Annotated in this window: 19 protein-coding genes and 1 tRNA gene; 6 read left to right on the forward strand and 14 right to left on the reverse strand. The window is 57.9% G+C overall.

The genetic code is table 11. The features are described 5' to 3' along the window. Positions 1-433: 433 nt before the first annotated feature. The 6 genes from TRIHO_RS00535 to TRIHO_RS00560 all read right to left on the reverse strand — a co-directional run bounded on the left by TRIHO_RS00535 (position 434) and on the right by TRIHO_RS00560 (position 8,153). Entirely contained in the window at positions 434-1,537 is a 1,104-nt protein-coding gene (locus TRIHO_RS00535; protein WP_068239206.1) for a flagellar basal body P-ring protein FlgI, read from the reverse strand. After that, on the reverse strand, positions 1,537-2,544 hold the full coding sequence (locus tag TRIHO_RS00540; protein ID WP_068239209.1) for a flagellin N-terminal helical domain-containing protein: 1,008 nt from the start codon (positions 2,542-2,544) through the stop codon (positions 1,537-1,539). Before TRIHO_RS00540 ends, TRIHO_RS00535 begins: the two co-directional genes overlap by 1 nt. A gap of 3 nt (positions 2,545-2,547) precedes the next feature. Next, the gene (gene flgK / locus TRIHO_RS00545) at positions 2,548-3,993 is read right to left on the reverse strand and encodes a flagellar hook-associated protein FlgK (RefSeq protein WP_068239216.1); all 1,446 of its coding nucleotides are present in this window, start codon (positions 3,991-3,993) and stop codon (positions 2,548-2,550) included. Positions 3,994-4,045: 52 nt separating this feature from the next. After that, on the reverse strand, positions 4,046-5,338 hold the full coding sequence (locus TRIHO_RS00550; RefSeq protein WP_068239219.1) for a flagellar hook protein FlgE: 1,293 nt from the start codon (positions 5,336-5,338) through the stop codon (positions 4,046-4,048). Between the two features lie 131 nt (positions 5,339-5,469). After that, positions 5,470-6,309, reverse strand: a complete 840-nt coding sequence (locus tag TRIHO_RS00555) for a flagellar motor protein MotB (RefSeq protein ID WP_068239222.1) — start codon at positions 6,307-6,309, stop codon at positions 5,470-5,472. 230 nt (positions 6,310-6,539) lie between these two features. Continuing rightward, positions 6,540-8,153, reverse strand: a complete 1,614-nt coding sequence (locus TRIHO_RS00560) for a long-chain-fatty-acid--CoA ligase (protein WP_068239225.1) — start codon at positions 8,151-8,153, stop codon at positions 6,540-6,542. A gap of 330 nt (positions 8,154-8,483) precedes the next feature. Between TRIHO_RS00560 and TRIHO_RS00565 the strand changes: the two genes are divergently transcribed. Next, positions 8,484-10,652, forward strand: a complete 2,169-nt coding sequence (locus TRIHO_RS00565) for a methyl-accepting chemotaxis protein (protein WP_068239227.1) — start codon at positions 8,484-8,486, stop codon at positions 10,650-10,652. 237 nt (positions 10,653-10,889) lie between these two features. On the opposite strand, the gene TRIHO_RS00570 is transcribed toward TRIHO_RS00565, so the two are convergent. The 4 genes from TRIHO_RS00570 to TRIHO_RS00585 all read right to left on the reverse strand — a co-directional run bounded on the left by TRIHO_RS00570 (position 10,890) and on the right by TRIHO_RS00585 (position 14,712). Then, positions 10,890-10,965 (reverse strand) — tRNA-Thr (locus TRIHO_RS00570). A gap of 209 nt (positions 10,966-11,174) precedes the next feature. After that, positions 11,175-12,677, reverse strand: coding sequence for a heme biosynthesis protein HemY (locus tag TRIHO_RS00575; RefSeq protein ID WP_068239230.1), 1,503 nt, complete (start codon positions 12,675-12,677; stop codon positions 11,175-11,177). A gap of 10 nt (positions 12,678-12,687) precedes the next feature. Continuing rightward, a complete protein-coding gene (locus TRIHO_RS24025) occupies positions 12,688-13,950 on the reverse strand; it encodes a COG4223 family protein (RefSeq protein ID WP_068239232.1) in 1,263 nt (420 codons plus the stop codon). Positions 13,951-14,001: 51 nt separating this feature from the next. Then, positions 14,002-14,712: a uroporphyrinogen-III synthase gene (locus tag TRIHO_RS00585; protein ID WP_232367677.1), complete on the reverse strand. Its 711-nt coding sequence runs from the start codon at positions 14,710-14,712 to the stop codon at positions 14,002-14,004. A 101-nt stretch (positions 14,713-14,813) separates the two neighbouring features. On the opposite strand from TRIHO_RS00585, the gene tsaD reads away from it, so the two are divergent. From tsaD to TRIHO_RS00605, 4 genes are read left to right on the forward strand one after another with little or no spacing between them, the layout of a single operon-like run. Next, the gene (gene tsaD / locus TRIHO_RS00590; protein WP_068239235.1) at positions 14,814-15,911 is read left to right on the forward strand and encodes a tRNA (adenosine(37)-N6)-threonylcarbamoyltransferase complex transferase subunit TsaD; all 1,098 of its coding nucleotides are present in this window, start codon (positions 14,814-14,816) and stop codon (positions 15,909-15,911) included. Then, positions 15,908-16,870, forward strand: a complete 963-nt coding sequence (locus TRIHO_RS00595; protein WP_068239236.1) for an NAD(P)H-dependent glycerol-3-phosphate dehydrogenase — start codon at positions 15,908-15,910, stop codon at positions 16,868-16,870. The genes tsaD and TRIHO_RS00595 overlap by 4 nt, the downstream gene beginning before the upstream one ends. Before the next feature lies 1 nt (position 16,871). Beyond that, positions 16,872-17,144, forward strand: a complete 273-nt coding sequence (locus TRIHO_RS00600; RefSeq protein WP_068239237.1) for a YciI family protein — start codon at positions 16,872-16,874, stop codon at positions 17,142-17,144. Continuing rightward, the gene (locus TRIHO_RS00605; RefSeq protein ID WP_068239238.1) at positions 17,144-17,566 is read left to right on the forward strand and encodes an EVE domain-containing protein; all 423 of its coding nucleotides are present in this window, start codon (positions 17,144-17,146) and stop codon (positions 17,564-17,566) included. Before TRIHO_RS00600 ends, TRIHO_RS00605 begins: the two co-directional genes overlap by 1 nt. Positions 17,567-17,945: 379 nt before the next feature. On the opposite strand, the gene TRIHO_RS00610 is transcribed toward TRIHO_RS00605, so the two are convergent. Next, complete coding sequence (locus TRIHO_RS00610) at positions 17,946-18,287, reverse strand: DUF2853 family protein (RefSeq protein ID WP_068239239.1); 342 nt, start codon at positions 18,285-18,287, stop codon at positions 17,946-17,948. Positions 18,288-18,491: 204 nt separating this feature from the next. Then, complete coding sequence (gene ahcY / locus TRIHO_RS00615) at positions 18,492-19,877, reverse strand: adenosylhomocysteinase (RefSeq protein ID WP_068239240.1); 1,386 nt, start codon at positions 19,875-19,877, stop codon at positions 18,492-18,494. Positions 19,878-20,049: 172 nt separating this feature from the next. On the opposite strand from ahcY, the gene TRIHO_RS00620 reads away from it, so the two are divergent. Further along, positions 20,050-20,646, forward strand: a complete 597-nt coding sequence (locus TRIHO_RS00620) for an HD domain-containing protein (RefSeq protein ID WP_068239243.1) — start codon at positions 20,050-20,052, stop codon at positions 20,644-20,646. On the opposite strand, the gene TRIHO_RS00625 is transcribed toward TRIHO_RS00620, so the two are convergent. Both TRIHO_RS00625 and TRIHO_RS00630 read right to left on the reverse strand, forming a co-directional pair. Beyond that, complete coding sequence (locus TRIHO_RS00625) at positions 20,643-21,782, reverse strand: glycosyltransferase 61 family protein (RefSeq protein ID WP_232367670.1); 1,140 nt, start codon at positions 21,780-21,782, stop codon at positions 20,643-20,645. The genes TRIHO_RS00620 and TRIHO_RS00625 overlap by 4 nt on opposite strands. 75 nt (positions 21,783-21,857) lie before the next feature. Next, complete coding sequence (locus TRIHO_RS00630) at positions 21,858-22,412, reverse strand: ActR/PrrA/RegA family redox response regulator transcription factor (protein ID WP_068239247.1); 555 nt, start codon at positions 22,410-22,412, stop codon at positions 21,858-21,860. Between the last annotated feature and the right edge of the window lie 51 nt (positions 22,413-22,463).

The following is a 22,463-nucleotide window of genomic DNA, read 5'->3' on the forward strand; positions in this document are numbered from 1 at the left end:
TGATAGGTGAGTACCAATAGCCCCGTCCCAGAAATGGTTCGGGGCTTTTTGTTGGTACCCATGCGGTTTCCGCCGTCACGGCCTAAGATCCCGTCGGTGCCTGGTGGCAACCGCCAACCGCCAACCGCCAACCGCCAACCGCCAACCGCCAACCGCCAACCGAGGACACGCATCCCACAGGAAAACTCAACCCGCTAATCCGATTGTCTTCACATCCGGGCCGGGCTGCATACCAGCGCACCCAGCATCTGTGCCGTCCGGCTCCACCCCTCGGGGCTTTGGGTTCCGTAGCGCGGACCGACCTTCCAAGGAACAGGGTGGCGCGATCATACCAGCGGACAACAGGCCGCCAGGAGCGCCCCCCCCCACACACAAAGACACCCCAGGGACGGCCCCCGGGGTGTCTTTACTACATTCGTTTTACAGGGTTCTGCTAGCGCACGATGAATTCCGCGTGCAAGGCACCTGCCGCTTTGAGGCTCTTTAGAATATCGATCATGTCGCGTGGTGAAACGCCCAGCGCGTTCAGGCCGCCAACGACTTCCGACAGGGATGTCGTCTCCCGCACCTCCGCCAACTGAATGCCGGGATCCTCTTCCAAAGCGGCACCGGTCCGCGGCACCACAACCGTTTCGCCATCCGCAAAGGGGTTGGGTTGCGAGACAAGCGGGCTTTCCTCAACCCTGAGTGTCAGATTGCCCTGCGCCACAGCCACATGCGAAATGCGCACATCGCTGCCCATCACGATTGTTCCGGAGCTCTGATCAACCACCACTCGCGCCTTTCGCTGAGGCTCGACCAGGACGTTCTCCATCCGGCCGACGGCATGCGCGGTCGATCTGGCATTTGTCCGCGGGATATTGACCTCGACCGTGCCGGAATCTTTCATCACCGCGACATTGCGGCCAAACTCGGAGTTAATAGCCTGTTCGATCCGGCCAGCGGTCGTAAAGTCCGGCTCACGCAGGGCGAGCCTCATTGAACTAAGAGACGAAAGATCAAAATCAATCTCCCGTTCGACGCGAGCACCGGAGGGAATGACGCCCGAGGTCGGCACACCTTTTGTCACAGTCGCGGCTTCTCCTTCGGCCACCGCCCCGCCGGCCAGGATTGTCCCTTGTGCAACGGCATAAATCTGACCATCCGCGGCATTCAGCGGCGTCATGATCAATGTGCCGCCCAACAGACTGCTTGAATCGCCGATCGCGGAAACGGTTGCATCGATCGTGCCTCCGACGCGCGCAAACGGGGGCAGGGTTGCGGTGACAAAGACGGCCGCCACGTTATTGGGGCGGAACTGCTCGCCGCTCACGTTGACGCCGAGCCGTTCAAGAATGTTGGTCATGATCTCTTCGGTAAAGGGCGAATTTCGCAGCCCGTCACCGGTGCCGTTCAAGCCGACAACGAGACCATAGCCGACGAGATCATTGCCTCGGACCCCGTCAAATTCAACGAGATCCTTGAGGCGGATTGCATTGGCCTGCGCCAGCGTTGGCAGGAGCAGGCAGGTGAGGAATATTTGGATAAACTTACGCATTACATGTAATTCAGCAGGTTAAGTTGCGAGGACCGGACCGTCACCGTATAGAGCGCCTCCAGTTGAAACTGGACCTCTTCGATGCGGCTCGCGGTTTCTGCCGGATCGGCGAGGATCAAGTCATTCAGCGTGGTCCCGAGCGACGTGAGAGCCGCAGAGTTTCGGGTTTGCGTTTCCTCGATCCTGGCCTCGATAAAGCCGATGTTGGACTGGATATCAGTCAGCTCGGATTGGGTGGTCATCAGTTCTTCGCCTGCCCGCGCAACCAGATCCGCGGCTTCAACCGTCGACAGATGGCTGAGGTAATCGCCGCTTGCCAAACCGCCAAGAGCGAAGCTTTTCATTGCCTGTTTGAAGGCCTCATCATCCGCGCGGAGCGAAAAATTGACCTCTTCGCTGGCACCGATACGGACGGAACTCATGCTGTTGGTCGACCCGTTGTACATGATCGCATCAAATCCGCTTGGATCATCGAACCAATCCTGCACCGCTTGGGCAATGTCATCGACATCGGTCAAAGTACCGACTTCCGTGACAAGCGCCGCCATCATCGTATCCGCGCTTTCCAACGGGACGGTGCTGGTGTCGGTCCCTGCAAACAAGCTGCGTCCTGAAAGCTGACCATTCAGATTGTTGATGGTCTCTTTCAGAAAGGACACCGACTGCTGCGCCAGTTCTTCAGCCGTGGTGGCATTGGCGGTGCTGGTCAGCGCCAGGATATCGGAGCCAAGATCAAGCGCATTGTTATTGATACGCTCCATGTAGCCCTGCGCGGTGGAAGCAAATAGCGCCGATTCCTGCGCGGCCACCTGGTAGCTGTCGAGTTTTGAAATCGACCGTTCCAGATCCGCGACGAACCCAAGATCCCCGCCCAGTTTGGTCGGCAGGTCAGAGGCAATACCGGTGCTCATTTCCTGCGTCAGAGTATCCAGTTGCTTGGTCAGATCGACGGATCTGTTGCGCAGGAAGAGATACTGCGCCATGTCACCAAAAGACGTCACATTCATAGCTTAGAGCCTCATCAATTCCTGCATCATTTCATCGATCGCCTGGAGCATCCGGGCGTTCGCAGCGTAAATGGTTTCGAGCATCATCAACGTCTGAAGCTCCGCGTCGGTATCGACGCCTTGTTCTAATTCACGGGACTGCATGTCGGAGAATATGGCAGAGGAGAATGCTTGCTCCTGCTCCGCCCAGGTGAACTCCTGCGTGAAACTCGTCATCAGGTTTGCGGCGATCGCGTAGGCGCTGAAATCACCCGAGCCGAGACCCGGTGATGAAATCGTATTGGTGGCTTCCAATGCATCGCCGTAGTTGTTGAGGATGGTGGTATCGCCCCGCTCGCCGACTGCAGTGGCGTTCAAACCATCCCGCAATCGCCAGGTCTCTGCATCGCCGCTCATTGAAATCGTGCTGTTGATCACGATCCGGTTGGCGATACCCAGTTCATCGGAGGTGTCGTAGAAACCACCTTCATCCGTGAATATGCCCGGATCCGTAGCGCCAAGAGTGGTGTCCACCGTCGGATCCTGGAACCGGAGGATCAAATCCCCGGCCATCGTATCAAGATCTTCCTGCGCCTGGACGGCTGAAACGTCGCGGATATGGAACTGTGCCGCCAGGCTGCCACCGCCGATCTTGCCATTGATCGACGTGTTGATGGGGTTTCCGTCAATTTCCAGTCCAGAAAGTTGACCGTTGTCAACTGTCATATATGGCGTGACGAGAGATGTTTCATCAAAGGTGAATTCCGCCACGGAGCCGTCCAGAAGTTTGACACCGGCTTGAGTATAAAGGGCGATCTGATCGTTGTCGCGTTCGTAGATCTGAACCGGAATGACCTCATTGATCGAGTCGATGAGGTTGTCACGCTGATCTTCCAAACCAGCGGTATCCAGGCCACGGACACGCGCCGCCAGGATCTGACCATTCATCTCGTCCAGATCTTCCAGATCGGATTCCAGGCCCGCGATCAGGGACGCGATGGAATCCTCTGCCTTGTTGCGCAGATCGGACAACCCGTCTGCGGCTTCTTTTATCGATTCAGCAAGCTCCTCCGCTTGCATCGAAAAGTCATGGAGGCGTGCATCCGAGTTTGGCAGTGACGTCGCCTCGATCAGCGCCGCCTCCATGTCGTTCATTCGCTGTGCGATGGAGTAGCCATCATTCACGGTTCCGACGAGGTCGGAAAGCCGCGAATAGAAATCCGCCGACACAGTGGTCGATGCGTAGCTTGCTTCCGCTGATCGGACGCTCTTCTGGATCGCAGGATCAACATTTCGCTGGACCGAGCCGATACGCACGCCGCCTGCATCACCGTTGGACTGCAGGTCAAGCGTTCGGCGATAATACCCCTCGGTCAGGGCATTCGCGAGGTTGTCCGATACGACGGAAGTCGATCTGCCGGCGGCCGACAGACCGGTCATCGCATTGCTTAAAGCGGACGATAGGGACATCCGATATCACCTTCTGTGATTGTTTATGGCGGAGTGTCAGGCGCTGACTTTATCAGCGCTTGATATTGGTTGTTTCCTGCAGCATCTCATCAACGGTCTGAATGACCTTGGCGTTGGAAGAATAGGCGCGCTGGGTCTGGATCATCGAGGTCAGTTCCCCCGCAACGTCCGTATTGGATTCTTCCTGACGGTAGGCTGCCACTGTCCCGGTTGGACCGGTTCCCGCATCCCAGAGGTAGAACGGGCCGCTTCCGGTAGAGGGCATGTAGGTCTGGTTGCCCATGGAAAGCATGCCATTGGCGTTCGGCATATCGGCGACCGGAACCTGGTAGACGATCCGGCTGGTGCCGTTGTTGTAGAGAACGCTGACGAACCCGCCGTCGTCAATTTCGACACCAGAATAGCTCGCCGCTTCGGAGCCGTCCTTCTCGATCGTGGCTGCCACAAAGGTATCTGACAATTGGGTCAGACCATTGTCCTCACCCGGGATGCCGATTTCCAGCTCGATCGGGCCGCCGTCGACGGTTACAATAATTGTCCCCTCGGTGGCGTCATAAGTGCCGCCGGTCGTGGTCACCACGGACGAAATCGTGCCGCCGCCGGTGCGGCTGTCTGCGAATGTCACCGTGTATTCCCCGATCACCGTCGCACCGGCATTTGTGGCCGAGTCGGTGATGGTCATGGTCCACTCGTTGGCGTTACCGGTGGCCTGATACTCGATATCGAGGCTCTCAGCCTTGCCAAGGTTATCGTAGTATTCGGTGGACATTGTATGCGGATCAGCTGTCGACCCGGCAACACCATCCGTCGCAGGCAGGTTGACGCCCAGGCGAATTTGCGTCGTTGGCGTGCCGGTTAGCTGGTTCACATTGAACTGGATCGGTTCAAGTTCTTCAGAGGTATCGCGCGCCACGGTTGGGATGGTCTCATCATCGCCCGCGGACCAGCCCATCAGAACCAGGCCAGAGGAGGTGGTCAGATACCCCTCGTCATTGGTTTCAAACGATCCCGTGGTGGTCAGCATCATCTCAGGTGTTTCACCGGATTCGACTTCGGCCATGCTTGCAACAGGCAGGAAGCCGCGACCTGAAATGGCAAGGTCCGTTGCATTGGCTGTCGAGATCAGAGAGCTGCGGTCAGCGATCATGCGCGTGTTGCTGACCGAGACACCGCCAGCGGCGTAGGTCCCACCGGATTGCGACACAACCATTGACTCAAAGGTCGTCGAAACACGCTTGTAACCAGCGGTAGATGCGTTTGCGATGTTATCGGAAATTGCTGCCAGTCGGCTGGCGTTCGCATTCAATCCGGATACACCGGCATTCAGCGAAGAGGAAATAGTCATTAGATACGCCTTTCTGCTGCATCTTCATTTTTCTTCACAGAAAGGCTTACCGCGTTGGTACTTAACGTGCGGCTAACAGATAAAATCCTATGCAATCTGTTAGCCGCTTTTTTCAGTGGTGGATGGCGCGATTACTTGCGCAGGAGCGTGATTTCGATCCGGTTGTTGCGGACCGACATCGGGTTCGCAGAGGACAGATCGCGATCAGCATGGCCTGTGACGCGGGAGATTCGCTTGGCTTTCAGGCCACCGGTTTCCAGCAACTCACGGGTGGTGTCGGCCCGGGCATGGGACAGAGCCCAGACAGGGTTCTTGGCGATCACAACCGGCGTCGAAGCAACATGGCCCCCAATCGCGGCGTTGTTCTCGACCGAGGATGTGACACGGGCCACCATACGCAGCAGGTCACGCAGCAGAGCGGTCGGACGCTCGGTGCCATCTTCGAACAGCTTGGCATCTTCGGTCTCGAAAAGCTCGATGATCAGACCTTCGTCGGTCACACGGGTCACGATGTGGCGCGCCATATCAATGCTGACCATGCTCTCGCCACCGCGGCCTTTCAGCTCTTCGGCGATCTCGCGGAAGCTGGCTTCTTCAGCCGTGTCGTTCTTCTGATTGTCAGCAACACCGGAGTCACCCTGCGCCCTGGAGGCATCTGTCGGGTTTTCCTTGGTGGCGCCAATGCCGTTCTGCGGCTTCACGTCTTCTGTAAACATCGTGTCGCCCTGGAAGGCGCCGTTGCCGCCGCCGGACACGCGGCTGAGAGGGATAGACGGAGAAAAATAGTCCGCCAGACCCTTGCGCTGTTTTTCCGTGGTTGCGTTCAGCAGCCACATCAGAAGGAAGAAGGCCATCATTGCTGTCACGAAGTCAGCATAGGCCACTTTCCATGCGCCACCGTGGTGTCCATCACCACCGACAACCTTTTTTCTCTTGATAATAATAGGAGCTTCGTTGCTTTGAGCCGTCATGTTCCCACCACCTTTTCTGTTCACCCAAAACTGGGATACAGAGGGGTTTCTTAACTAGGTCTTAACAGATAAAATTGCCCCAAGTATCAACCGTAAATCACTGGTTTATAAGGCAAAATCGAGGCCATCCTGGCTTTTTCGGGGTCGGGTCAAGGCAAACTTCAGGCAGCAATGTGGCAGCTTCAAGGCGGGGTGTGAGGCGGGTCAAATTCCCGCCTCTTTTGCCTCCCTCACAGGAGTATTTCACCATACGATTCGCGGAGCTTGTTTTTCTGGACCTTGCCGGTTCCACCGAGGGGCAGCATCTCGACGAACACAACTGCATCCGGGACCTGCCAAGACGCGACCTTGCCAGCATAGTGTTTAAGAAGCTCTACCTCGGTCAGGCGCTCGTCGGATTTCACAACGATCAGGACAGGGCGTTCATCCCACTTGGGATGACGCGCAGCGATAGCAGCGGCCTGGGCAACACCGGGATGCGACATTGCGATGTCTTCAAGCTCCACGGTCGAAATCCATTCGCCGCCGGACTTGATGATATCCTTGGCGCGATCCCGTATGATCATGTAACCATCCGGATCAATGGTGGCCACGTCGCCGGTGTCGAACCAGCCATCCGGGGTCAGGCAAGGGGCCTCCTGTCCAAAGTAACTGCCGATGATCCAATGACCACGAACCTGCAGGCGACCCTGGGTCTGGCCGTCTTCGGGCAGTTGGGTGCCGGTTTCGTCCACGAGACGCAACTCCACGCCAAACGGCGGGCGCCCCTGACCTTCCCGGATGTTCCGCTGTTCCGCGTCGCTCAGATGGCTGTGTTTTTGCAAGAGTTGGTTCAGAGTTCCAAGAGGGCTGGTTTCGGTCATGCCCCAGGCATGAATCAGGTCCACCCCGTAGCGGTCGCGGAAGGCCGGGATCATAACCGTTGGCAGAGCAGAGCCGCCCACCACGGTCCGTTCCAGGCTTGGGATCTTGCTGCCCGTGGTTTCCAGCGCCTTCAACAGCCCCATCCAGATGGTTGGCACGCCCAATGCAATGGTGACTTCTTCGGCGTCGATCAGGCGCACGAGGCTCTCACCATCCAGGTTCGGGCCCGGCAAAACCAGCTTCGAGCCGACAGCCGCCGCCATATATGGGACACCCCAGGCATTGACATGAAACATCGGGACAACGGCCATCACACTGTCCCGGGCGGCCAGCGCCAACCCATCCGGTTGATTGCCCCCGAGGGTGTGCAACACGGTGGACCGGTGCGTATAGAGAACGCCCTTGGGGTTTCCCGTGGTGCCCGAAGTATAACAAAGACTGGACGGCGTCATCTCGTCCAGTTCCGGCCAGCAGTAGTCGCCGCTCTCCGCCTCCAGCAGCGTATCATAGAACAAGAGGTCCTCGATCTGCGCCGAAGCAGACGCGTCCTCGGGCCCCATCAACACGATATGCCGCAGATTGGGGAGATGGGCGCGCAGTTGAGCCACCGCAGGAACAAAGGTCGCGTCGATAAACAGCACCTCATCCTCAGCGTGGTTGAGAATGTAGATCAACTGTTCGGGTTTCAGGCGGGGGTTCAATGTGTGGCACACATAACCTGCCCCGGCGACGCCAAAATAGATTTCCAGATGCCGACGGTTATTCCAGGCGATGGTTCCGCAACGGGTCGTGGGTTTCAGCCCGAGCCGGTCAAGCGCCGCTGCCAGCTTGCGGGCGTTGTTGGCCACCTCTGCCCATGTCGAACGGCTGACACCGCCAGTCGTCTCGACCGAGGCAACCACTGTCCCCGCATGGTATTTCCCGGCATGCTCAATCAGCGAGCTGATGGTCAGGGGCTGCGTCATCATATGTCCCAACATCTGGGCTCCTCCTTTTTGTCACTTCCAACGCTTCGGTCCAACGCAGGTGTGGCGCAGAGACGTCCAAGCTGTCGAAGCTTGCATTTTCCACCTCTCCGGCCTGCACGTGAAACGGTTCGGCTGTCCACTTTTACGGTACGTCATACGGGGGCACCGCCAGCATTCTCGCGAAATATCAATTTCCGAAACTCTTCTCGCCCCGCGGCCCCCCGATCCACCGTAAAACTATTGAAAATAGAACACCTTAGCGCCGCAACTCAAGCGGTTTGAACGAACGTTTAACCCACTTTTGATAGCGACGGAGCAGATAAACTCTACTCGAGGGCCGCGATGACTTTCCAAGTTTCAATCCGAATTGCCATTTTGTCGATCGTTGGCCTGGCGGCAGCGATCATGTTCGCCCTCATCGGTCTGTCCTTTTATACCCATACTGAAAGAGACACTTTTCAAGCGAGAATCGAACGGATCGAACAGCTGGACGCGACGGTCGCGGAGTTGGAGATCTCATTCCTGCAGGCCCGTCGCGCGGAAAAAGATTTCCTGCTGCGTTTGGACGAAAAATTCATAGACCGCCACGCTCAGGTCATCGTCGACTTAAAAGACATCCTGGCATCCGCCAACGCGCAGATAGCGGCCTTGCCCGCTATCGCCGAAGATTTGGTTCAGCTGGAGGCATTGGAACCTGCAATCGACGACTACGCGGCAAGTTTTGCAGACGTGGTGGCCAGCTATCAAACGCTCGGATTTGACGAAACTCTGGGTCTGCAGGGCCAATTGCGACAGTCCGTTCATGAGGTCGAGGAAAGCCTTAAGGCAACGAGCTATCCTGAGTTGCAGGTCAAAATGCTGATGATGCGCCGACATGAAAAGGATTTCATCATGCGCGGCGATACCAAATACCTCGACCGGCTGAACGCCCGTGTTGAAGAGTTCCGCGCCTTCCCTGCCGCCTATTTCAACAGCGCCGCACAGCAAGCAGAAATTGATACCCTCCTTGGCCAGTATCAATCCGCTTTTTCCTCCTTTGTCGAAGAGTCGCTTGCCGTCAGCGAGCTGACCAAAATCCTGTCAGCCCGTTATGCGGCGGCAGAACCCATGCTCAGTTCCTTGCGCGAGCAAATCAGCCAGCAGGCCAGAGAAATAGGGGCCCAATCCAGGGCCGCACAGCAAGATCTGGTGCAAAGATCCGCATTGGCCGGGGTCTGTGGATTGCTCGTCTTTGTCCTGCTTGCGGTGATCTTGTCACAACGCATTGCCGGGCCCCTGCTGCGGGTCAAAACGGTTCTCGAACACATGATCGATGGTCGGTTTGACGAAGAACCCCCAAAATCATCCATTCGCGAAATCAAGGCGGTCTGCGTTGCGATTGAAAACTTCCGCCGGGCGCAGGTCGAAAAAGACCGCCTCTCCAGCGAGATTTCCAAAGTCATCAGCGCCTGTGCCGAAGGTGATTTTTCGCGACGCATCCAGATCCTGGACACCCAAAGCGACTTCGCGGTCCTGGGGCACGGAATCAACTCCATCGGCGACGTGGTTCAAAAGGGGCTGAGTGACGTCCGTGAAACCGTAGACGCACTGGCACAGGGCGATTTGACAGAACGCATGCCTCCGGATCACAAGGGTGTTTTTGCTGAAATCTCGGTTGCGGTGAATACCCTTAGCTTGACGCTGACAGATGTCATCAAGCAATTGGCCGACAGCAGTATGACCCTCAACAATACAGCCAATGAAATTGCGGCCGCAGCCCTGGAAGCGTCTAAACGAGGTGAAGATTCTGCCGCGTCTCTGGAAGAAACGGCCGGCGCTATTCAGGTCCTGACCAATGCTGTGAATGATACGGCCGGGAACTCCAAGCAAGCGCATGAATATGTTCAGGATGCGCAAACCCGTGTGACCTCCTCGCTTGCAGTGGCCGCGGAAACAACCGAGTCAATCAACCGGATCAAGGACGCCTCGGAAGCGATCAGCAAGATCACCGGCCTCATCGAAGGCATTTCGTTCCAGACCAGCCTGCTTGCGCTGAATGCCGGCGTTGAAGCCGCCCGCGCGGGGGAGGCCGGCGCAGGATTTGCCGTTGTCGCATCCGAAGTTCGCGCGCTTGCACAACGCTCTGCCACCGCCACTCAAGAGATCAACGAGCTCATCCGAGATTGCGGCATCGAGGTCCTCCAGGGGGTTGAACTCATGCGTCGTACCGGCAGTGAATTGGATGCGATCAAGGACACTGTCGGAAGTATGGTTCTGATGATCGACCAAATCGCCGCAGCGGCCGTGGATCAGTCCAGCAGTTTGACCGAAGTCAATTCGGCGGTCACCCACCTCGATCAAGGGTCTCAACAAAACGCAGCGATGCTCGAAGAGACCGCAGCATCGACCCAACTCCTTCGGGACGAAGCGGCCAAGCTGGTTCAATCGGTCAAACGCTTCAAGATCGAAAAAGATAGCGACTCTGTTGCAAACCACGACACCTGGGAAGCCCCAACAGATCGCGTGGCCTGACAACGCCGATCAACGGGCCGTGGAAATCCCGCCATTCCGGCAGATGTCGACGCCATGATCGGCTGTCGACGACTGGCGCATTACGTTAGACAGTGTCAACATCACGCAAAATCAAGCGTCCGCCACACTGGGTAGATTGGGCTGGATCGCTCTGGAAAAACTCCGGCGACAGGTCCGGCATTTCCTACGAATTCATTTTATTAGAAGACGTTACTTACCACAGCTGGAAGAAGATTGTGGTGCCTCAAGAGGGACTCGAACCCCCGACCTTGTCCTTACGAAGGACTTGCTCTACCAGCTGAGCTATTGAGGCGGTGCCGCGACGGTTTAAACGCAACCTGCGATCCGTTCAAGTCAGTTTGACACCGGAACACAACAGGTTTTCTGTCGATACCGATACCAAAAACCAGCCGGATCAGACTGCTACAGGGGCTGTTGTGCCGGCGCGGCCTCGCATTTCGTTGCAGATCAGGGCGCGTGTCTCTTGTCGCGGACCGCCTGCAACGTCACGAAGGCACTTGGCTACTTGATATCTTCTCCCGCCGTTGCGTCAGTATGTTCGGGGCCGTCCGGATTTGGTCCCACGGGCTGGGATGGCGCTGCCAGTTCTGGCTCGATAATTGTGAGCGGGCCGTGCCCGACCGACGCGGACGCGCCCGTCATCAAGGCCAACATCGCCGCGCCGGTTGCAGAGCTATATTCAGGTGTATCCGGACGTCTCCAACTCAGCGTATCGAAACTTGCGCAATTCTCACAGACCGGCATCCAGTCGGCGTGAATGTGATTGCAACTGTCACACAGCCATTGCGGGCCGCGCGGTGCGCTCAGCGCTCGGGTCAGCCACCCCTGCACAAGCGCATCTGCGCCGCCCTCTCCCTTTTCAATCGCAGCCATCAAGGTCAGCGCGCGGGCGTCCGGTGCCCGATCCACGAGATCACCCAGCGCCCGGCGTGCTTCGGGAAAATCTTCAGCAACAATCAGAAGTTCAGCTCTGACGAGGCGTGTCTCATCATGGTCCGGCTTCAACCGAAGCAACGGTTCAAAACGCTTGACCCGCTCACCGGGCGTTTCCATCGGTTCGATTTCCGCAAATGCATGGGCAAGGTCCGGATGAGGCTGGGCCTCCCAGGCTTTTTTCAGGATCCGCACCGCGTTGCGGGGCTTGCCTTTGGCAATGTAGCCCCGCGCCGCCAGTGCTGCGGCCGGGACAAGATCGGGCGATAGCCGGTTCGCCTCGATCGCTTGGTCTTGTTGCTCTGGCGTTGCATCTTCCGCCAGAAGCGCCTTGGACGAGGACAGCGCCAGGACCGCATCGCGCCGTTTGAAAACCTCGCGTGGCAGGGTTCCGGTCTTGAGCTTTGTCGCCAGTGTTTGACGTGCGCCGGCCCAATCTTCTGCCTGAGCCTGCAAACGCAGCAACGTATCTTGCACTTCCTCATGTTTGGGACGCAGGGCGAGCGCCTTCTCGGCCAATTGCCGGGCGGTCTCCGTATCCCCTTCCGACAGCTTTTGCTTCATGATGCCCCGCACCCCCACAAACCGGGTGGATTGATCCGACAACAGGCGTTTGTAGGCTTCGGACGCTCTGCGGGTGTCGCCCGCCATTTCGGCTGCCTGGGCCACCACCAAATCTGTAAGGGCTGGATCTTGCAGGTATTTCTCGGCGCGCGCGGCTTTGGATAGCGCGCTCCGGCCTTCACCAACAGCCAAGGCCATCAGACTATCAGCCAGGGCCTGGTAGCCGCGACGCTCCCGTCCTTTGTCGAAGTAGCGAGACAGCGCGGTCTCGTCCCCGTTCAGGAACCTCAACGTCGCGAAAAGCAGCGACAGCAGTTTCAAAAACAACCATGTCAGCGCCATCAGACCAAGCAGCGCGAGGACAGAGGTCAATGCACCAAGCGTATATTCGGTGCCTGCGACGGTGACTTGGACCCCCCCCGCCGTTTCCATCAGGACGCCCGCGCCAAAGGCAAGGAGCGCGACGAGCGAAACAAAAACAAGTATCTTCAACAATGACCAGAGCATGATGGCGTCCTTAGTTGGCGTTCAGGCTTTGCGACAGCGCATCAGTGGCAGCCTCTGCCTCCAGACGCGTGCGGGCAGAGGTTTGCCAGCTGGCAACCGCCCCCTGAGCGGTTTCGGGCAACGCCGACAGTTCATCCAGCGCCGTGGCGATCCTGCCCTCAGCGACCGCCGCCCCAGCGCGCGAGAGGATTGCATCCGGATCATCCCCGGCGCGCGGAGCAACCGACCGTGCGCCAAGATGCCTGTTGAGATAGGCCACAAGACCGCCGGTGCCTTTCGTTTCTTCGCGGGCCGCCGCGAGCGCGGATCGTGCCGCGGGAGGAAATTGATCCTGCAGGCTGGACAAAGTCGCCACCCCTGTTTCCGAAGCGTTGGTCAGGGCATCTGGTACGGACACCTTCAGGCGCTGCAACTCTGCCAGATGATCGACAAATGGCGTTCCGGCATCAAGCGCGGAGCGAAGTCGCGCGACCACCGACTGCGCGGCGGCTATTCTTGCGGCTTCGGCGCTGACACGTTCCATTTCCTGAGCTTCGCGAACCATACGCTCGACCTCGGCCTGCTGATCGCTGAGGCTGTCGCGCACGCGCTGCAGCTCCGCCTCGAAATCAGCAACGACCTCATCGGACAGGTTTTCACTTACAGGGCGGGATTCCAGGGCATCGATGCGTTGTGCCAGAGATTGCAGCTGCTGTTCGACTTCACTGCCAATACCGGTGTCTTCGGGCGCTGTTCCAAGGTTCTGCACCTCACGCTCCAAAACCTCGACACGCGCGACGATAGGCGCCGTCTCGGGCATTTTTATCTCAGCAAAGAGACCCTCCAGACGCGCCAATTCTGCCTCCAAATCCGATTGTGCGGCTTCAAGCGGCTCTAGCGTGACGGTTGGCGTCCGCATGGAGGGGGGTAAAAAGTTGTCCAAAACCTGCGATTTACCTGCAATGAACCCGATCAACGCCGCCATGGCCCCGCCCAGCAGCGCAGCGCCAAAACCGCCACGCCGTTCCACGATCCGCTCCTGAATGACGGGCAATGGCGCATCTGGTTCCACCGCTTGATCGCCGGTCTCGGTCTCGGTCTCGGTCTCGGTCTCGGTCTCGGTCTCGGTCTCGGTCTCGGAAACAGGCACCTCGACCTCAGCAAAGTCGTCAAGCTCTTCCGTCGCAAGCCGGGTGTTCAGCTCGTCCTGAGAGAGGGGGTCGCTTGGACCGCTGTCATCCGAACCCTCCGGGGTCTTGTTCAGCGCCTCTTCGGTTTTCTTGTCTTCAGCCACAGTGGCGTCCCCCGATTCCCCAAAACATACACGTCCCGATCATCTGCGACCCTAGTCGCCGGGCTGACCGGTCTCAACCCGCACGAAAGGCGCAGCAACGTCGCGCAGCAACTCCGCCATCGCTATTGCTGTCGGAGCTTTACTTACGTGTACAGAGTGACTTTGCAAGCGCGGCAAAGCTTCGGCAACCGCATCGCTCATCGCAATCAGGATCAAATGGGACATATCTGGACACAAGCTGACAAAATGCGCAGCTGTTCGCGGCGAAAAGAGAGGCACAATCAAAGGGATTTGGGCCGTTACCGCTGCCATTGCCTCTGGTGTAAAATTTCTGAGCCTCTGCTGATAGATGACTTGGTCGTGACAATTCAGCCCGCTCTGCGCCAATCGCTGCGCAATCTTCCCTCGGGTGCATTCGCCATGAAGATGGATGAATTTTCCCACAGGGCGGTTCGTCAGGAACCAGTCTACCAGATCATCGGACTGTGCGCCCACATAGTCCGCAGCCCAGCCGGCAGCATGCGCGTATTCGGTGGTCCGACGCCCGACGCAAAATGCCTTTGGCCGCAGATTCGTTTTTTCGCTCGCCACGCGCACCCCTTCCCCAGAGGTGAAGATGACCGCAGAACATGCGTTCAAATCCAGACCATCCGCGACGGGAACAATGTCCAGCAGCGGCGACTGGATCACCGCGAGGCGGCTCAGCATATCTTCTGGCAGCAGACCCAGAAACCGGGTGTTCGCATCCCGAGGCCGGGTCATCAAAAGGGTGGCTCCGGTCCTCATCACCTGTGCGCTCCCGGGATTGTTTGCGGCATCTCTAGGTGGTAGCCCCGCAACAAAAAGGATGCAACGATAGTCCCATGACGCAAACGCTCACATTTCTCGGGCTGGAAAGCAGCTGTGACGACACGGCGGCCGCTGTGGTGCGGCAATGTGGGACCGCTCCGGCCGAAATCCTGTCCTCTGTGGTCTTCGGTCAGACCGAGTTGCACAGCGCCTTTGGCGGCGTGGTTCCGGAAATCGCGGCACGGGCCCACGCAGAAAAGCTCGATACCTGTGTGCGTGATGCCCTGGTCCAGGCGGATCTGACGCTAGATGACCTGGACGCGGTGGCGGTGACGGCAGGTCCCGGACTTATTGGGGGTGTGTTGTCTGGCGTTATGTGCGCCAAGGGGATTGCTGTTGCCAAAGGCCTGCCATTGATTGGCGTCAACCACCTGGTCGGGCACGCGCTGACACCCCGTTTGACGGATGGGATAGACTATCCCTATCTCATGCTTCTTGTTTCGGGCGGGCACTGTCAGTATCTGATCGCGCGCGGGCCAGAAGATTTTACCCGGCTTGGCGGCACGATCGACGATGCCCCAGGCGAGGCATTTGACAAAACGGCACGGCTGCTTGGTTTGCCACAACCGGGTGGACCTTCGGTTCAGGCCGCCGCTAAGCTGGGCGACCCCGACCGTTTTAAATTTCCGCGCCCATTGCTGAACCGACCGGATTGCAACCTTTCATTTTCGGGTCTGAAAACCGCGTTGATGCGCATGCGCGATCAGATCGTCGCCGAGCAGGGCGGGCTGACCCGAAAGGACAGAGCGGATCTTTGTGCCGGTTTTCAATCTGCGGTCGTCGATACGTTGATCAAGAAAACCGAACGTGCGTTAACCCTGTATCTGGCCGAAAGCCCGCGAAATCCGACCCTCGCCGTTGCGGGTGGTGTCGCTGCCAATACGGCGATACGAGAGGGTTTGATGACCCTTTGCGCCCAATTAGAGACTGATTTTCTCGCGCCGCCCCTCGCCTTGTGCACAGATAATGCTGCAATGATTGCCTATGCCGGGATAGAACGGTTTCGCGCCGGCGCCCGTGATGGCATGGCGCTATCAGCACGCCCAAGATGGCCGTTGGACAAAACAAGCCCTGCCCTCCTCGGGAGTGGCAAGAAAGGTGCAAAAGCATGAGCGTCGCCGTGCTGGGTGCCGGTGCCTTTGGCACGGCGCTGGCAATCTCGCTGGCGAAAAAGGCACCGGTCACCCTGTGGTGTCGCAGCGAAGATCACGCCAACGATATGCGGATCAACCACGAAAACACACGCCGCCTTGCTGGTGCGCCATTCCCAGATGCGCTGGCAATCACGTCGGCCCTGGATGACGTGCAGGACCATGAAACACTGCTGCTGGCAGTTCCCATGCAGCAAATCCGTCGCTTTCTGGAAGAGAACCAAACCCGGCTTCGACAAGCGCGTATCGTGGCCTGCTGCAAGGGGATTGAGCTGGACACCGGGCTTGGTCCGGCGTCGGTTATTCAGGACGTCCTGCCCCATGCGTCAGTGTCGCTCCTGACCGGTCCGAGTTTCGCCGCCGATATTGCGCGGGGATTGCCCACGGCCCTGACACTTGCCTGCGCCGATCGCGAACAGGGCACGGCGCATCAGACCGAACTGTCCACCGACAATCTGCGCCTCTATCGCACGACAGATCTGATCGGCGCCGAAATTGGTGGCGCGCTGAAGAACGTGATCGCCATCGCCTGTGGTGCCGTGATCGGTGCAAAACTGGGCAATAGTGCTCGGGCGGCTCTGATGACGCGGGGCTACGCGGAGATGCAGCGCCTTGCACTGGCTCGTGGCGCCCAACCAGAGACACTCGCGGGGCTGTCCGGCTTTGGCGACCTGGCGCTAACCTGCACCTCGGAACAATCTCGCAATTTCCGACTCGGCCTCAGCCTTGGGCGCGGTGAGGAATTTGACCCCAGCGTGACAGTCGAAGGTGCCGCAACCGCGCGGGCCACCGCAAAAGCGGCTGCCATTGCCGGTCTTGATATGCCAATCACCCAAACGGTAACCAATTTGCTGGATCGACGGTTGACGATCGCCGAGGCTGCGGATCAATTACATAAAAGACCACTAAAAGAGGAATAAAATGCTCATTGCATTGATTGCACGCGACAAACCGGACCATTTGCAGACGCGTCTCGACAATCGCGCTGCCCATCTGACCTACCTCGAAGAAACCGGTGTGGTAGCGCAGGCCGGACCGCTTCTGGATCAAGCCGGCGACATGGTTGGATCCTTGATTATCCTCGACGTGGAAGACATGGCCGCGGGCGAAGCCTGGGCAGCCAACGATCCCTACAACAAGGCCGGTCTGTTCGAAGCGGTAGAACTAATTACCTGGAAGCGAGTGATCGGCTGATGTCCTATTGGTTGTTCAAGTCCGAACCCAATAACTGGGGCTGGAACGACCAGGTTGCCAGAGGCGACGAGGGCGAAGAATGGGACGGTGTCCGCAACTATCAGGCCCGCAATTTCATGCGTGAGATGAAGCTGGGGGACCGGGGGTTTTTCTATCATTCGCTGAAGGAGAAATCCGTCGTCGGTATTGTAGAGGTTTGCGCCACCGCGCATCCAGACAGCAAGACCGACGACGCCCGTTGGGAATGCGTGGATATCAAGGCGGTCAGACCCTTCACCAAGCCGGTTTCGCTGGACGAGATCAAAGCCAACGCCGCCCTGTCCGAGATGGTCCTGGTGAAAAACTCGCGCCTGTCGGTTCAACCGGTGACCGAGCAGGAATGGCGTGAAATCTGCAAAATGGGGCAGACAGAAGCCGACTAGCGCGACACTCTCACCCTATACCATTCGGGAGAATGGGGCGGAGATGGGGTCTACTCGAAGCGCGCCGGCCGCGCCCAACGCAGCTATTGTCGTCGGCATGGCCGACTATGGACTTCTGGCGTTTCTCTTGAGGCCTGCTGCAGGCATCTCGCGCGACAGACCCGACGGTGACGCAAAAGGCCGCAGACTAAACTGCGGCCTTTTTCCACTACGCCCACTCCCACATGTGCGTTCGAGATCAGCAAGAAACAATCTCTTCACTAAAATCTACGCTGAAGGTATCAGAACGAGCAAGTATTTAACTTGTACAATATCTATAAAAGCCTACCCATCTCAGCTCTTGGTTGTAGATCAGGTGATTTGAGACACCACCGAGAGCTCAGGCGTAATGCGCCTCTTTTCCAAAGTGCTTGGTCAACATGTAGTAGACGACAGCGCGATACTTGTTCCGCTCCGACTGGCCGTAGGTCTCAACCACTTTTGCAATGGCATCCATCAGCTCTGGCCCATCCGAAAGGCCCAGTTTCTTGATGAGAAAATTGTTTTTCACCGTTTCCAGTTCGCCCGGCTGGCTCGATGCGACAGTAGACGCATCCGCGTTGTAGATGGCCGGTCCACAGCCGATTGTCACTTTTGTCAGCAGATCCATATCCGGCTCCATGCCGCATTTGGACTTCAGGTCATCTGCATATTGCGCAATCAACTCTTCACGCTTTCCCATTGTCTCACTCTCCCGTCTATCAAGCAGTCGCCCTTCTGGCGTATATTTCGGTAGTCTGACGGTACGGCGAATTCGGAGACGGACAAAGGATTTTCTGTCTTCAATCTGGACGGAGAAGCCGATGCGCAAAGTCACACCTTTTTATTCGCCATGAAAAAACCCGGCGCTAAGGCCGGGTTTAACACATTCAGTTCGTTCGCAAATTCAGTAGCGATAGTGCTCCGGCTTGAACGGGCCTTCAGGTTTGACGCCGATATAGGCCGCTTGCTCCGGTGACAGCTTTGTCAGCTTGGCACCAACACGATCAAGGTGCAGGGCCGCAACCTTTTCATCAAGATGCTTCGGCAGGATATAGACGTCGTTTTTGTAGTCATCGCCCTTGGTCCACAGCTCGATCTGGGCCAGAACCTGATTGGTGAAGGAAGCCGACATCACGAAGGACGGATGCCCCGTGGCATTGCCGAGGTTCAACAAACGGCCCTGAGACAGCAGGATGATCCGATTGCCCGAAGGCAGCTCGATCATATCCACCTGTTCCTTGATGTTGGTCCACTTGTGGTTTTTCAGGCTCGCGACCTGAATTTCATTGTCGAAGTGGCCGATGTTGCCGACGATGGCCATATCCTTCATCTCGCGCATATGCTCGATGCGGATAATGTCCTTGTTACCCGTGGTGGTGATGAAAATGTCCGCGTCCAGGGCCTCTTCCAGCAACACAACTTCGAAACCATCCATTGCCGCCTGAAGGGCACAGATTGGATCTGCTTCGGTAACCTTGACGCGTGCACCAGCGCCGCTCAGGGATGCTGCAGAGCCTTTACCGACGTCGCCATAGCCGCAAACCACCGCAACCTTGCCCGCCATCATGGTATCTGTGGCGCGGCGGATACCGTCCACGAGGCTCTCTTTACAGCCGTATTTATTGTCGAACTTGGACTTGGTGACAGAATCGTTCACGTTGATCGCCGGGAACGGAAGCTGCCCTTGCTTGACCAATTCGTACAGACGGTGAACGCCCGTCGTGGTTTCTTCCGACACGCCAACAATCTGGTCGCGCATCTTGGTGAACCAGCCCGGCGATGCCGCCATCCGTTTCTTGATCTGCGCCTTGATCACTTCTTCTTCTTCCGAGGTCGGCACCGCAATCACGTCCTCGCCCGCCTCCGCGCGTGCGCCCAGCAGCACGTAGAGGGTGGCGTCGCCGCCATCATCAAGGATCAGGTTCGGCCCTTCGGGAAACTGGAACGACCGGTCCAGATAATCCCAGTGTTCTTCCAGGCTTTGACCTTTGATTGCGAACACAGGCACACCGGATTCGGCGATAGCCGCGGCAGCGTGATCCTGAGTGGAATAGATGTTGCAGGACGCCCAGCGCACATCAGCGCCCAGGGCGACCAATGTTTCGATCAGAACAGCCGTCTGGATGGTCATGTGCAAGGAGCCGACAATGCGCGACCCGGTCAGGGGTTTGGCCTCACCGTATTCACTGCGCAGCGCCATCAGACCCGGCATTTCAGTTTCGGCGATATCCAGCTCTTTGCGGCCAAAGCCCGCAAGCGCGATGTCCTTGACGATATAGTCTTCGGCCATTGTTTGCTCCGTATGAAAGGTCCACAGTTGTCTTCGTTCGGGAGGTACCACCGCAATAGTTGACAAGCAACGAAGATGGGTCCGCAGAACTTCGGATTTTGCGGCGCTGCCGGTTTGCCTCTGCGCTCGTCAGGGGCTAGCAAGGCACCAAAACTGAGACCTGGAACCCAATATGGCCCCACACCCTCCTCGTGCCTGGCAACGCATGCTGTCAGGCCGTCGCCTGGATCTTCTGGACCCGACGCCCGTTGATATCGAAATTGAAGACATTGCCCATGGGCTGGCTTTCGTCGCCCGCTGGAACGGGCAAACCAACGGTGACTTTGCCTATTCTGTCGCGGAACATTCGCTTCTGGTCGAGGTTCTTTATGGGCGGCTCAATCCCAAAGCCCCGACCAAATGGAAGCTTGCCGCGCTGCTACATGACGCGCCGGAATACGTCATCGGGGACATGATTTCGCCAGTGAAGGCCGCCGTCGGACCAGGGTACAAGGATCTGGATGTTCGGCTGACTGCGGCCATTCACATCCGGTTTGGGTTGCCAGCCGCGCTCCCGAAGACGGTCAAAGCCCAGATCAAAAGAGCTGACAGGATCTCTGCCTGGATGGAAGCCGTTCAAATCGCCGGTTTCTCGGAGGCTGAAGCGACGAAGTTCTTCGGGCGCCCAAACGCGGAAATGATTGCAGATCTGGATATTCGTCTGCGCCCGCCGGTTGAGGCGCGCCGTGATTTTGTCAGCCGACACGAAACGCTACTGAACGAACTTTAGGTCGCTTCTCTTGCCGCGCGCTCTGCTTCTCTGGCTGCGCGGCGGGCACGACGAGCGGTCCGCACCATATGGATGCGCTCCCGCTCGAAATCCGGCGACTCGACAAATCTGTCGCGCTTGATCCCCTTTTCATCGAGAAGCTTGGCGCGCTCCTCTTCACTCAACACCGGCCAATCTTTGCCGCCGGTGATAAAGCCGCCTTCGCGCAGTTCACGACCGATAACCGCATGATTCAATTCGCCAAAACTCAGGCGGCTTGACCGCTGTTTGTCAACCGGCACCCATTCCATCCGCAATGCGCCGATCACCAAAGGATCACATTTGCAGAAATGACGGACATTGTCAGTCAGCAGGGTATGCGCCGAAGACTGGCGCCGTTGGATCATCGCAACTTTCTGGTCCGGGCGCCCGACCATTGCATAAAGATGGAGCGCCGAGCCATCGGCGGCGATCACTTTCTTCGCCGCTTTATACCGGGCGAGCTGATCGGAAAGGCTGTGATCCTGGGGATGATAGATCTGATACCCTTCGGCCGCGAGATAGGTTTCCAACATCTCCTCGCCCAACAATCCCCCCTTGCCGAGCCCGAGCTTGGAGCGCGAGATATACAGTTTGTCCGGCCCGTTGGGTCGGATATCGCGCGCAAAGGAAGAATGGATCGCGTTGCGATAGTTGGGGGTACCGGCGATGATTTCGCCAAGGCCAAACCCCTGCCCCGGCACCACCAGTTCTTCGACCTGCGACGGGTCGGCGACGACACGAATGGGAAGGTCCTTGTGCATCAACCCCAGAAACTCGGTATGAAATCCGCGAATTTGCTCACCGACGGCGGGACGTTTGGGAACGAACAAGACACCGTCAATCGGCCGATCAAGATGCGCAAGCGCCCAGAGCCGCGCGGTGCTTTCCACCAGAAAATGCCCAAAGTGAGCCCAGAGGACGCCCCCCCAAAGCCACCTCCCCTGTACCTTCTGCACTATTTCGGCAGGTCTCTCCGGCTCCGTCGAAATGGGACGGTGGCGCCGCCACAACGCGCCTTCCGGACAATAGGTGCCGTCCGGGTGCAAAATGCCCGTCGGCTGCACCATATCGCTGATGACCGGAGGCACGACAATCGCATCGTTTACGGTTGTCATGCTCTGGGACCACCCCCCTTTGGGCGAAGGGATGGTCGTCGGATCGCAGGAGCCGGGAGTGGACATGTGGAAACCTTATTTGGGACTGCGCTTGGCCAGAATGCGTTGCAAGGTCCGGCGGTGCATGTTTAGCCGCCTGGCGGTTTCCGAAACGTTGCGATCACAAAGCTCGTAAACCCGCTGGATATGTTCCCACCGCACCCGATCCGCGCTCATCGGGTTTTCGGGCGGCGGTGGCATCGCATCATCACTGGCCAGAAGCGCATCGGTGATGTCCTTGGCGTCGGCGGGTTTGGACAGGTAATCGGTGGCCCCGATCTTGACGGCCGCGACCGCTGTCGCAATCGCGCCATATCCGGTCAGCACCACAACGCGGCTATCCGGACGCTTTTCACGCAGGGCTTCGACCACATCCAACCCATTGCCGTCTTCCAGCCGCAGATCCACCACAGCATAGGCCGGGGGGCGGGCCAGGGCGGCCGTTTTGCCATCCGCAACGGACCCGGCCGTTTCGACCACAAATCCGCGCTTTTCCATCGCCTTGGCCAACCGCCGCAAAAAGGGTTCATCGTCATCGACCAGCAAGAGCGAGGCATCGGGTCCGATCTCGGGCAAAGCAGCTTCGACCATTCAATTTCCTTTCAGCGTCAAGCGCCACAGTTTGTCCGAAGAGTGTAAGTG

This window comes from Tritonibacter horizontis (assembly GCF_001518015.1).
GTDB classification, from domain to species: Bacteria; Pseudomonadota; Alphaproteobacteria; order Rhodobacterales; family Rhodobacteraceae; genus Epibacterium; species Epibacterium horizontis.